This is a genomic window from Chryseobacterium sp. HNCC26DJ240 (assembly GCF_057180485.1).
The window spans coordinates 157,834-170,082 of the sequence record NZ_JBXUGK010000008.1 but is presented as its reverse complement, the minus strand read 5'-3'; the positions used below and the strand labels follow the sequence as shown (position 1 = coordinate 170,082).

At 36.0% G+C, this 12,249-nt stretch carries 13 protein-coding genes; 7 read left to right on the top strand and 6 right to left on the bottom strand.

Features of this window, described 5'->3' with window-relative positions; all coding sequences use genetic code 11:
* Both AC2A1G_RS16940 and AC2A1G_RS16935 read left to right on the top strand, forming a co-directional pair.
* Complete coding sequence (locus AC2A1G_RS16940) at positions 1-750, top strand: RDD family protein (RefSeq protein ID WP_484048071.1); 750 nt, start codon at positions 1-3, stop codon at positions 748-750.
* Between the two features lie 102 nt (positions 751-852).
* Positions 853-1,143 carry a GNAT family N-acetyltransferase gene (locus tag AC2A1G_RS16935; RefSeq protein WP_484048070.1) on the top strand — a complete coding sequence of 97 codons (291 nt, stop codon included), beginning with the start codon at positions 853-855 and terminating at the stop codon, positions 1,141-1,143.
* On the opposite strand, the gene AC2A1G_RS16930 is transcribed toward AC2A1G_RS16935, so the two are convergent.
* The 5 genes from AC2A1G_RS16930 to smpB form a co-directional block, all read right to left on the bottom strand.
* Entirely contained in the window at positions 1,129-2,103 is a 975-nt protein-coding gene (locus AC2A1G_RS16930) for a glycosyltransferase family protein (RefSeq protein ID WP_484048069.1), read from the bottom strand. The two genes, AC2A1G_RS16935 and AC2A1G_RS16930, sit on opposite strands and share 15 nt — an antisense overlap.
* Before the next feature lies 1 nt (position 2,104).
* A complete protein-coding gene (locus AC2A1G_RS16925) occupies positions 2,105-2,929 on the bottom strand; it encodes a UDP-2,3-diacylglucosamine diphosphatase (RefSeq protein ID WP_484048068.1) in 825 nt (274 codons plus the stop codon).
* Between the two features lie 282 nt (positions 2,930-3,211).
* The gene (locus AC2A1G_RS16920) at positions 3,212-3,952 is read right to left on the bottom strand and encodes a YebC/PmpR family DNA-binding transcriptional regulator (RefSeq protein ID WP_484048067.1); all 741 of its coding nucleotides are present in this window, start codon (positions 3,950-3,952) and stop codon (positions 3,212-3,214) included.
* 94 nt (positions 3,953-4,046) lie between these two features.
* Positions 4,047-5,525, bottom strand: a complete 1,479-nt coding sequence (locus AC2A1G_RS16915; protein WP_484048066.1) for an OmpA family protein — start codon at positions 5,523-5,525, stop codon at positions 4,047-4,049.
* A 77-nt stretch (positions 5,526-5,602) separates the two neighbouring features.
* Positions 5,603-6,061 carry an SsrA-binding protein SmpB gene (gene smpB / locus AC2A1G_RS16910; RefSeq protein WP_484048065.1) on the bottom strand — a complete coding sequence of 153 codons (459 nt, stop codon included), beginning with the start codon at positions 6,059-6,061 and terminating at the stop codon, positions 5,603-5,605.
* 118 nt (positions 6,062-6,179) lie between these two features.
* Between smpB and AC2A1G_RS16905 the strand changes: the two genes are divergently transcribed.
* Positions 6,180-7,802 carry an ABC-F family ATP-binding cassette domain-containing protein gene (locus AC2A1G_RS16905; protein ID WP_484048064.1) on the top strand — a complete coding sequence of 541 codons (1,623 nt, stop codon included), beginning with the start codon at positions 6,180-6,182 and terminating at the stop codon, positions 7,800-7,802.
* An 82-nt stretch (positions 7,803-7,884) separates the two neighbouring features.
* Here AC2A1G_RS16905 and AC2A1G_RS16900 read toward each other — a convergent pair whose 3' ends face one another.
* Positions 7,885-8,700 carry a M48 family metalloprotease gene (locus AC2A1G_RS16900; RefSeq protein ID WP_484048063.1) on the bottom strand — a complete coding sequence of 272 codons (816 nt, stop codon included), beginning with the start codon at positions 8,698-8,700 and terminating at the stop codon, positions 7,885-7,887.
* Positions 8,701-8,799: 99 nt separating this feature from the next.
* Here AC2A1G_RS16900 and recJ point away from each other — a divergent pair, with 99 nt between their 5' ends.
* From recJ to AC2A1G_RS16880, 4 genes are all read left to right on the top strand, one after another.
* A complete protein-coding gene (gene recJ / locus AC2A1G_RS16895; protein WP_484048062.1) occupies positions 8,800-10,518 on the top strand; it encodes a single-stranded-DNA-specific exonuclease RecJ in 1,719 nt (572 codons plus the stop codon).
* 121 nt (positions 10,519-10,639) lie between these two features.
* Positions 10,640-11,227 carry a nicotinate (nicotinamide) nucleotide adenylyltransferase gene (gene nadD, locus AC2A1G_RS16890; RefSeq protein WP_484048061.1) on the top strand — a complete coding sequence of 196 codons (588 nt, stop codon included), beginning with the start codon at positions 10,640-10,642 and terminating at the stop codon, positions 11,225-11,227.
* A gap of 69 nt (positions 11,228-11,296) precedes the next feature.
* Positions 11,297-11,905 (top strand): XAC2610-related protein, encoded by a 609-nt coding sequence (locus tag AC2A1G_RS16885; protein WP_484048060.1) that lies wholly within the window; start codon positions 11,297-11,299, stop codon positions 11,903-11,905.
* Complete coding sequence (locus AC2A1G_RS16880; RefSeq protein ID WP_484048059.1) at positions 11,902-12,240, top strand: DUF3817 domain-containing protein; 339 nt, start codon at positions 11,902-11,904, stop codon at positions 12,238-12,240. Before AC2A1G_RS16885 ends, AC2A1G_RS16880 begins: the two co-directional genes overlap by 4 nt.
* Positions 12,241-12,249 lie beyond the last annotated feature (9 nt).

Sequence of the window (12,249 nt, the reverse complement as noted above, 5' to 3'; positions counted from 1 at the left end):
ATGTCTCAAATTGCGATTAATACATCACAAAATGTTAATATAAATTTCAACATATCCAATATAGGTGAAAGATTTGTGGCATTTCTTATCGATGGTGCAATCAGAATTGCTTATCTCTTGCTGATATATTATTTCTTTTATGACTTTCTCAATTTAAACATTTACATGATGAGGATGGATCAATGGTCACAGAGAGCCATTTCTATCGCCATTGCGTTTCCTTATTCTATATATCCGCTGGTGATGGAAAGCCTTATGGAAGGGCAGACTCCCGGCAAAAGAATCATGAAAATCAGGGTGGTAAAAATCGATGGTTACCAGGCGAGTTTTGGAGATTATCTGATTCGTTGGGTTTTCAGAATCATTGATGTTACATTTTTGGGAATTATCGGGCTTATTTCTGCCATCGCTTCCAAAAACAACCAGAGATTGGGCGATATTGCAGCCGGAACAGCTGTAATTTCTCTTAAAAACAAAATCGATATTTCACACACCATTCTTGAGAAACTTCAGGATGACTATATTCCGACTTTCCCGCAGGTAATTGCTTTGAGCGACAATGATATGAGAATTATTAAAGATAATTTTCTTAAAGCAATAAAAATTGATGACAGACAGGTGATTACCAGACTTTCAGATAAAATAAAAAGCATATTAAAACTCGATTCAGATTCTGTGAAAATGACCGAAAGACAGTTTATCGGAGTTGTAATTAAAGATTACAATTTTTATACAGGAAAGGAAAGTTAATTAGTTTTTAAATTAAATCTGAAATCAATTTGAGTAAAATAAAATTTCAGTTATTGCCACTTTATCGGTTCAGTTTTTGCAAAGATTTAATTAAAATCAACTATGACATTCAACAATAATAAAAGCGGAAACGGCGGTGTAATCACCCTAAACAATGAAATCAGCGAGATTGGAAGATTGACTTACACCATTTTCCCTGAAGATAAAAAACTGATTATTTCATTTGTTTTGGTACATCCCGAGTTTGAAGGTCGGGGAATGGGAAAATTTCTCGTAGAAGAAGCCATAAAATTTGCCAGAGAAAACAGCTGGAATGTTTATCCTCATTGTGGCTATGCGAGAGCGGTGATGCACCGAATGAGCGACGTGAAAGATATTTTACTTGAAAGATAAAACATCTTTAAGTATAATCTTCTCAATATCATCAGGATAATCTACGATAATATTTTGAGGAGCATTTACCCACTTTTCGATTTCTTCTTTCTTCAGCGTTTTCGACATCGGAACACCCAGCAAATTGGCGGCGACAGCATTACACTCCTGCTCATACTGATTCTGAATAGGAATTACGAAGAGTTTTTTCTCTAAAAAAAGAGCTTCAGCAGGTGTTTCGAAACCTGCGTTGCATAAAATACCGTCACAGCTTTCAAATGCTTTTAGGTATTCTATCTGGTCGATGGGGAAAACCTCAACATTTTTATCCTTAAAATAGAGTTTAGAATATTTTGAGAATACTTTCCACTCTACAGGAATCTGGCTAAGTATTTTTATGATATTTTCATCTGAAAAACTAGGGAGATAAACGAGATAAAAACCTTTCTTACTGGCATTAAGTTCACGGATTTTCTGCCTTATGACAGGTGGCTTGATGTTGGGATGGTACGATTCAAAATGAAAACCTATTTTATGCTCACTCGGAACATAATATTTTAAAATCTGTTCTCCTAAAAAGTCTTTCTTCGCAGGTTTTGGAGTTTCTTTAAAACTCATAGATGCCTGATGGCTGAGTTCAAGAAATTTGATTTCCTTTATTTTACATGCCCAACCAGTTAAGGGTTCGTAATCATTAATAATTAAATCATACGCTGAAAGATCAAGATGATAAATGGTTTTGAAAGCTTTAAAATAATTATTTTCAAAAAGTATTTTTGAATACGATATTCCGCCGGACTTATTGTACAAAAGTGAAATGCCATTATGTTGAAAATTAAGGTCAAAAGTGGCTTTCAACTGAGATTGGTGACCGCTGATAAAAGTATCTACTTCACCATATTTTTTAAGTAAAGGAACAATTTCCTGCGCTCTGGCCATGTGCCCGTTTCCTGTTCCCTGAAAAGCGTAGAGAATTTTCATATCAGGTAAATTGAGTTACGATTTGCATTAACTGATCGCTGTTGATCTCCTGAATCTCGTCTGTGTCGTCGTCTTTCAGAGTATGTTTATGATCATCATAATTAAAAATTTCCCACTTTCCTTCATTGTACTCCAATGCAGAAAGGTTTTCAATCCAATCCCCGGAATTCAGATAAAGACAAGATCCTTTTTTACTCTGTACTTCTCTCATTTGTGGCTGGTGAATGTGACCGCAAAGAACGTAGTCATAACCATTGTCAATAGCCAATTCCGAAGCTGTTAACTCAAAATCTCCGATATACTTAACGGCTTTTTTGACATTGTTTTTAATTTTTTTTGAAAACGAATATTTCTCTCTCCCCATTTTCTCTAAAAACCAGTTGACTACATTATTGATGACAATCAGTAAATCATACCCTTTTCCACCAAGTTTTGCAATCCATTTAGAATGCTGTACCGAGGCGTCAAAAACGTCGCCATGGAAAATCCATGTTTTTTTCCCGTCAAGTGTAAGGTGAAGTTTGTTGCAGACTTTAAGTTTGCCGAGCTCAAAATCTGTAAATTTCCGGAACATCTCGTCGTGATTTCCGGTGATGTAGAATACATCGGTATTTTTTGTGGCCAAAGAAAGAAATTTCTTGATGACCTTAAGGTGTGGCTTGGGAAAATAAGACTTTTTAAACTGCCAGATATCGATGATATCACCGTTTAGAACTAATGTTTTAGGTTGAATAGAATTCAGGTATCTGAGCAACTCTTTGGCTTTACATCCATAAGTTCCCAAATGTACATCCGAAATCACAACCAACTCAACGTTTCTTTTCATGAGCAGAGATTTTCCTCTTTTGATCAAAAGTGATCGCCATGACCGTAAGTATTTTGATTAACCACTGATGGCGATGTCACATTTGATTCTTCTGCAAAGAAACTAATTGAAAGTGAACTGTATATGAATACAATATTATTTTTAGTGTCTACTCTATTTACCCCTACTGAAAATGCCACGAATACACGAAAGAAAGTAAGAGTTTTAACTTTTTTAAAAGTTTTGCCCAATTAAAATTCATGAATTCGTGGCGAAATATTTTACCGTTGAAAATTGCTTGGATTATAAAGACTCCAATAATTCTTCAGTAATTTCCATATTGTGATAAACGTTTTGTACATCATCATCTTCCTCAAAACGGTCAAGCATTTTCATATTGGCTTTAAACTGTTCTGTAGTTACTTCTTTTATATTGTTTGGAATTCTTTGCAGTTCTGCACTTTTAGCTTCAATTTTCAGCTCATCTAACTTATGAGAAAGCGAACCGAAGTCTTCAAAAGCCGTCGTGATCATTACTTCTTCATCATCTTTTTCCACATCTTCAGCACCGCCGTCAATCATTTCCATTTCAAAATCATCCCAATCCATTTTGATTTGAGCTAAATCTATCGTGAAAATTCCTTTTCTGTCGAAAATAAATGCCAATTCACCATTCTTTCCTAAGTTTCCGTCGAACTTGTTGAAAATCGCTCTTACATTAGCTACTGTTCTCGTCGTATTATTCGTAGTACATTCTACGAAAAATGCAACACCACCCTGTCCGTAACCTTCATAGTTGATTTCTTCATAGTTTTCTGCATCAGCACCGCTGGCTTTTTTAATAGCTCTTTCAACGTTGTCTTTCGGCATGTTGGCACCTTTTGCATTCAGAATACACCTTCTCAATGCAGGATTGGCTTCCGGATCAGTACCTCCCGCTTTCACCGCTAAAGCAATGTCTTTACCAATTTTTGAAAAGGTCTTTGCCATTTTATCCCATCTGGCCATTTTAGATGCTTTTCTATATTCAAATGCTCTTCCCATTTTATGTAATAAATTTTGACAAAAATAATTAAAATCAACAACAAAAAAAAATACCCCCAGAAGTCTGGAGGTATTTATTATTTAGAAAAATTAATTATTTTCTTTTTTTAGCCGGAGCTTTTTTCTTAGCCGGAGCTTTTTTAGCCGGAGCTACTACATCTTCGTAGTCTTTCTTCTTGATAGAGTTCCACTCATTCATATCAGAAACCGCTCTTACTTTTACAACTCTGTCTTTTTGTCTCTCAGCATCAGATGCTTTTTCAGAAACAACTGCTTTAGCTTCACCTACACCGATAGATTTAAGAGCGTCAGCATCTACACCTCTTGCATCTAAAGCAGCAACTACAGAAGCAGCTCTTTCTCTAGATAATTTCAAGTTGTAAGCCTCAGATCCTTTAGCATCAGTTCTACCTTCTAATAAGAAGTGAGCACCTGTTGCACCTTTGATGATAGTTGCAGCTCTGTCTAATGCAGGAGCAGATTCAGCTTTGATTGTAGCTTTGTTGAAGTCGAAGTAAACATTGTTAAATTCTTTCTCAACTTCAATACCTACTACTTCAGCTGGTTTAGGACATCCGTTGTATTCTGGAAGACCTGGAACAGTAGGACAAGCATCATCTTTATCTAAGATACCATCGTTATCTGTATCTGGCCAAGGACAACCGTTGTTTTCTGCAGGACCTGCAACTGAAGGACAAGCATCATCTTTGTCGATTACACCGTCACCGTCAGTATCTGGCCATGGGCATCCACCGTTTTCAACTGGACCAGGAACATCTGGACATTGATCGTCTTTATCTGGAACACCATCACCGTCAGTATCAGGACATCCCTGGAATTCTGGTAAACCTGGTGTATCTGGACACAAATCGTCTTTGTCTAAGATACCATCCTTATCTCTATCTCTGTTTCCGAATCTGAATAATAGGGAAGCAGAAGCTTGCCAGAAGTTAGCATAATCTGCTTTATCAACTGGAGTTCCTACGTAATCTCCCTGAACACCTACACCGAAGTTTTTAGTTACCCAGAAGTTTGCACCTGCACCAGCAGATACTGTAAAGAAGTTAGCTTTACCGTTAGGATCACCGTCATTAGTGTGAGTGTAACCTAACAAATCTGTTCTTGGGAAAGTAAGACCTGTGTAGTCATGTCTCAAATAGTTAGCACCTACTCTCAAGTAAGGGTCAAACCAAGACTCTTCGTCCCAAAGAAGACCTGCTGCTTTTGCCTGGAAACCAATACCAGTCATCAACATAAACTCTTTCCCTGTGTTGAATCTTTGATTTTCTACATTACCTACAGTAGTAGACCAATCGATAACGAAACCTTTGGTGATGTTTCTTGCTACCATTAGCTTAGAAAGCGGTGGCGTGATCGAAAAATTGTTCATATTGAACATAGTTTTCGTTAAGTTTCTAGCCGAAAAAGTTTGGCTAGTCTCTCCACGTACTGCTTTATGATTTTCACCATGAGCACCAACTCCGATTAACCACGGATTGTTGGTAGTCTGAGCGAAAACAGTAGAAGCAACTGTAAGTGCCAATACTGAAATTCCTAATTTTAGATTTTTCATAGAATTAAATGATTAAATAATTGATATTGCAAAATAAATATAATTTTTCTTTATAAACAAAGTTTTGCGGATGATTTTTAACTTTTCTTTAATATTCTATCGAGGTTTCGCTTGCTTTCTCTATCCTTTATAGACTCTCTTTTATCAAAGAGTTTCTTACCCCGCGCTAAAGCAATCCTTACTTTAGCTCTACCTCTGTCGTTGATATACAACTTCAAAGGTACTATCGTATTCCCTGCATCTTTAAGTTTTTTCTCCAGCTTTGCCAATTCTTTTTTGTGCAACAGCAATTTTCGTTCCCTTTTTGTTTTATGGTTATAAAACGTTCCCAGCTTGTATTCATCTATCATCATATTAATGATATACAGCTCACCATCAATAAACTGACAGAAAGACTCTGCGATAGATGCCTTCGACGAACGTAACGACTTGATTTCCGTACCGGTAAGCACCATTCCAGCTTCCAGCTCATCCAGGATTTCGTATTCAAATCTTGCCTTTCTGTTTAATATATTGACTGTCTTTTCAATTTTCATTCTTTAAACTTTTCAAATGAATATACAAAATTAATGCACTTGCTTCAACTTGCATACTATAATATTAGAGTATACCGAAATTCTTTTTGTATTTTTGTGCCCAAATTTACAAACTTATATGTTAACAGTATCTAACTTATCTTTACAATTCGGAAAGAGAGTGCTTTTCGACGAGGTGAACATCATGTTTACGAAAGGTAACTGCTACGGAATCATCGGTGCCAACGGTGCAGGAAAATCTACTTTCCTTAAAATATTAACCGGGAAGCAAGATCCCACTACCGGACACGTATCTTTAGAGCCAGGGAAAAGAATGTCTGTTCTTGAGCAGGATCACTTTGCTTACGATCAATATAATGTTCTTGAAGCGGTTTTAAGAGGAAACAAAAAATTATTCGAAATAAAAGAAGAGATGGATGCCCTTTATGCGAAGGAAGACTTCTCTGACGAAGACGGAATCAAAGCTGGAGAGCTAGGTGTAGTTTACGATGAAATGGGTGGCTGGAATTCAGAATCTGATGCACAAACCATGCTTTCAAATGTAGGAATCAAGGATGATATGCATTGGCAAATGATGAGTGAACTTGAGAATAAGGACAAAGTAAAAGTTCTTTTGGCTCAGGCACTTTTCGGAAATCCTGATGTATTGATTCTGGATGAACCTACGAATGATTTGGATATTGACACTATCGCTTGGTTAGAAGATTTCTTAGCTGACTATGAAAATACAGTAATCGTTGTATCTCACGACCGTCACTTCCTTGATACCGTGTGTACGCACATCGGAGATTTAGATTATGCTAAATTAAACCTTTACACAGGTAACTACTCTTTCTGGTACCAGGCTTCTCAATTAGCGACAAGACAAAGAGCTCAGGCTAACAAGAAAGCAGAGGAAAAGAAGAAAGAACTACAAGATTTCATCGCAAGATTTAGTTCAAACGTTGCGAAAGCTAAACAGGCAACCGCAAGAAAGAAAATGATCGATAAACTGAACATCGATGACATTAAACCTTCATCAAGAAGATATCCAGCCATTATTTTCGAAATGGAAAGAGAAGTTGGAGATCAGATTTTAGATGTTAAAGGTTTAGAAAAAACTAAAGACGGCGAATTATTATTTTCAAATATTGATTTAAATCTTAAAAAAGGAGATAAAGTAGCTGTGATTTCTAAAAACTCTTTGGCAATAACAGAATTTTTTGAAATTTTAGCAGGGAATAACCAGGCAGATAAAGGTACTGTTGCTTGGGGAGTTACGACAAACCAGTCTCACATGCCTTTGGATAATACAGATTTCTTCCAGGAAGATATTAATCTGGTCGACTGGTTGAGACAGTTTACTAAAAATGATGAAGAGCGTCACGAAGAATTCATGAGAGGTTTCTTGGGAAGAATGTTATTTTCAGGAGATGAAGCTTTAAAATCTTGTAAAGTACTTTCAGGAGGAGAAAAAATGAGATGTATGTTCAGCAGAATGATGCTTCAGAAAGCAAATGTTTTGTTACTTGATGAGCCTACCAACCACTTAGACTTGGAAAGTATTACGACTTTGAACAACTCATTGTCTAACTTCAAAGGTAATCTCTTGTTGTCATCTCATGACCACGAAATGCTTCAAACTGTTTGTAACAGAATTGTAGAATTGACCCCGAAAGGAATTATCGACAGAGAAATGACTTACGACGAATATCTTGCAGATAAAAAGATCAAAGAATTAAGAGAAAAAATGTATTCTTAATTTTAAGAAACATTAAAACTTACACAAAGAAACTCCTCAAAAAATATTTTTTGAGGAGTTTTTATATAAATGATAAATCAAATTATTTTGTAAGTTTCGCAGTTGGCAAAGAAACAGTTCCCGGATCTTTCCAAAGACCGTCTTTTTCAGCTTTTTTCTTTATAGCTTCTGCCCTTTTATTACTGTCAGGATGAGAATTAAACATTTTCTGGAATTTAGACTGAGCCGAACCTCCTTCAGAAAGCAATGCCAGTTTCTTAAACGCCGTGTAAGCTCCTACAACATTATATTTATTAGCCTTCATAAAGTCGTAAGAGTAATCATCAGCCTGATTTTCCTGCTTTTTGCTGTGTGAAGCATCAAGAAAAGCATTTGCCATCTTCCCTACCTGGCTTTCACTTAAAGTTGCCACCGCATTGGAAGCAGACGAAGCAGCATCCATAGCCGCAGCTTTTAAATAAGCAGACTTCATAGCGTCTTTCGTATCTTCATTTTTCACGTGACCGATTTCGTGACCAATTACAGCAAGCAATTCGTCATCTGTCATAATGTCCATTAACGAAGAAAATACACGTACACTTCCATCAGCACAGGCAAAAGCATTAATATCAGCAACTTTGTAAACTTTGTAATTTAAGTTTAATCCATCCTGAGATTTATGTTTTGCAAAAAGCTTGTTTAATCTTATTGTGTAAGGATCTTTTGGCCCTGCTATCGGATTATTTTTATCCATATAATCTACCGATTCTTTGGATAATTTAATAGCATCTGCATTAGAAAATGTAAGTGCCTGAGCACCTTTTGAGACTACACCTGCAGCCTTTCCGAGATTGATTTTTTGTGCGCTGAATGTAGCCACAGTAGCCAAAATAGCTAGAGATAATGTAATTTTTTTCATATTTAAAATTATTTGCACCGCCAAGATAAGCATTTCAAAAAACCTGAACAATATTTCTTTTCGTTTCTGAAAGCTAATATTTTTCCCTATTTTTGTGAAATGAGTCATAAATGGATTTTTAAACCCGAACCCGATGAAGAAGTTGTAGACGGATTGAGCTCGTCGCTTGGTTTCGGAACTTTTGAATCTAAAATCCTCGTTATGAGAGGAATTGACAATTACCAAAAAGCACGGGAATTTTTCAAGCCTAATCTCAACGATATCCACAATCCTTTTCTGATGGCAGATATGCAGAAAGCTGTTGAGCGAATTGCCACCGCCATAGAAAACGGAGAAAAAATTATGGTCTACGGAGATTATGATGTAGACGGAACCACCGCCGTTGCCCTGATGTATCTTTACCTCAGAAAAATTGTTCACAAAAAATACCTCGATTATTATATTCCAGACAGAAATTCTGAAGGCTACGGAATTTCAACCGAAGGGATCGATTTTGCCAAAGAAAATGGTTTTTCCTTAATTATCGCTTTAGACTGCGGAATAAAGGCCTTGGATATGATTGATTATGCCTCAAGCAAAAATATCGATTTTATTATCTGCGACCACCATTTACCTGGCGACGAAATCCCAAAAGCAGTGGCCGTTTTAGACCCCAAAAGAGCCGATTGCCGTTATCCTTATAAAGAACTTTCCGGTTGTGGTGTTGGGTTTAAATTGTGTCAGGGTTTAAATACTATTTACAAAATTCCTGAAGCGGAATTGTTTGAACTGACCGATCTTCTCGCCATTTCAATTGCCGCAGATATCGTTGCCATGAACGGAGAAAACAGAGTTTTGGCAAAACAGGGTTTAAAGGTTCTGAGAAAAACCCGAAATATGGGCTTAAGACTTTTGATTCCCGAAGAAAAGTTATCCCATTTTGAAATTTCGAATATTGTATTTGAAATCGCCCCAAAAATAAACGCTGCAGGCAGAATTTCACAGGGAAAAGCCGCTGTAGAGCTGATGGTTTCAGACAATCTGAAGCACGCTCACCAAATCGTTTCGGATATTATGAATCTGAATGATGAAAGGCGTGAACTCGATATGCACTCAACAGAATCTGCTTTGAAACAGATTGTAGAATCCCAGCAGGAAACAAAATACACCACCATCGTCTATCATCCTGAATGGAACAAAGGCGTGATTGGAATTGTAGCTTCAAGATTAATTGAGACCTATTACAAACCGACTTTGGTTTTCACTGACGGAAACAACGGCGAAATGGTCGCTTCCGCAAGGTCAGTTTCTGATTTTGATGTTCACGAAGCCTTGGATATTTGTTCGGAATACTTCTTAAAATTCGGAGGACATCACGCTGCTGCAGGACTTTCCATGGAAAAAGACCGGTTTGAAGAATTTAAAATTAAATTTGAACAGACGGTCGCAGAAAAAATAAAGGAACACCAAAAAGAACCTTCGATCACGATAGATTCTGTCATGGAAATTGACGAGATCAACCGTGAGTTTATCAACTTCCACAGAAAACTTGCTCCGTTCGGACCTCACAATATGAAACCCAATTTGGTTTTACAAAATCAGAAAATTGCAGGTTACGTAAAAACAATGGGGAAAGACAACAGCCACCTGAAATTTTACATCAGACAGGAATCTACCGGAAGAAATATAGAATGTGTCGGTTTTAAACTAGGTCAATACGCTGATGATTTCCGAACTAAAAATTTCGATATCGCATTTACCCTTGAAGAAAACCACTGGAAAGGCAATGTAACGCATTATCTGAATATCAGGGATGTGAAGTTTCATGACAGTGAATAGGTGAATTTTTCCTTCGGAAATGAATGGTGAATTCCAAAAATCACATTCAAATTAATATTTTAAAAATTGACAAACGTAGTGAATTGACTTGCGAAGTTAAATTGACAATTGACTTTTAACAATGAAAAAAATCGGTCTCTTTTTCGGATCTTTTAATCCCATTCACATTGGGCATCTGATTTTGGCGAATTATATTTTGGAAAATTCAGATATGGATGAGCTTTGGTTTGTCGTTAGTCCGCAGAATCCATTTAAAGATAAAAAATCGCTTTTGAAAGACCACAACCGGTTGGATATGGTTGAAATGGCCATTAAAAACTATCCGAAAATGCGGGCATCCAACGTGGAATTTTCTCTGCCAACACCAAGCTATACTATTGATACTTTAACGTACTTGAAAGAAAAACATACTGACCATTCTTTTAGTTTAATCATGGGCGAAGACAATCTGCAAAGCTTTCACAAATGGAAAAACTACGAAAATTTAATTAAAAATCATCACATCATCGTCTATCCCAGAATTTTTGAAGGCAACAAAAAAGATTCCGAATATCTTCAGCATGAAAACATTTCGATGATTGAAGCTCCTGTAATTGAATTGTCTGCCACAGAGATCAGAAACATGATCAAGGATGGAAAAAATGTAAGACCTATGCTTCCGCCGGAGGTTTTTGAGTATTTGGATGGAAGTAGTTTTTATAAAAGTTAGAAGTTGGAAGATGGATGATGGATGATGGATGATGGATGATGGATATGCAAAATTAAATCTTTTTCAGGTATGAAATTTTCACTGCTGTTATTTCTATTGTTTTTTAGTGACACTTTTTTTGGTCAGAAAAAAATATTGACTGTAAAATGTGATTCGATTTATGATAAAAAAGGATATTTAGTTTCTCTGGAATTTAATCCAAATCAAACAGTTACAGATGATGATAAAACAAATGCTTTCTTTTCATTTTCAAAATTGAACCATGGAAAAAAAACAGTTATTTATCAGGAAAAGCTATTCAGTAAAAATAAAAATATTGAATTTATAGACTTTAATGGTGACGGAATTAAAGATATTTTAGTTGAAAACACTTCAGATGCCCGAAGTAATTTAACATATCATTTATTTATTTTTGATATTAAAAATCACAAACTTCAGAAGATTAGAGGTTTCAATCAAATTAAAAATCCAAATTACATTCAGAAATATAACCTCATCGATTGCTATGTTCTGTCTGGAAGAAATTGGACAAAATTTTACAAAATCAAAGGCAATTCCATTTATGATTTTGGATATATTCTAAAAGATGGTGAAGATGAAAACGGGAAAGATCTGGAATATGATAAAAAGTATCAAATGACGTTGGCAAAAATTTTAAAATCAGAAAACAAAAAATGAATTTTCTCGAACAATTCTTCTCAAAATATCCACAGGAAAAAGTGATCAGATGGTTTCAACAAATCTGTCTGGCAGAAGCCGTTTCATGGTTTTTTCTGTTCACTGCCATGATCTGGATCCGTCTTGAACCGGAAAATATTCTGGCTATTATTTACATCAGTACGATCGGAAGTATTCACGGTTTATTTTTCACTTTATATCTGATATTTTTACCTGCTATCAGAAAAATATTTGATTGGGATGATGAAGACAGCGTGTTTGCACTCATCGCTGCATTTTTTCCGTTTGCTACGATCTGGATTGACAAAAAACTGGCTCGTTTTGACAGAGAATAAAATAAAAAA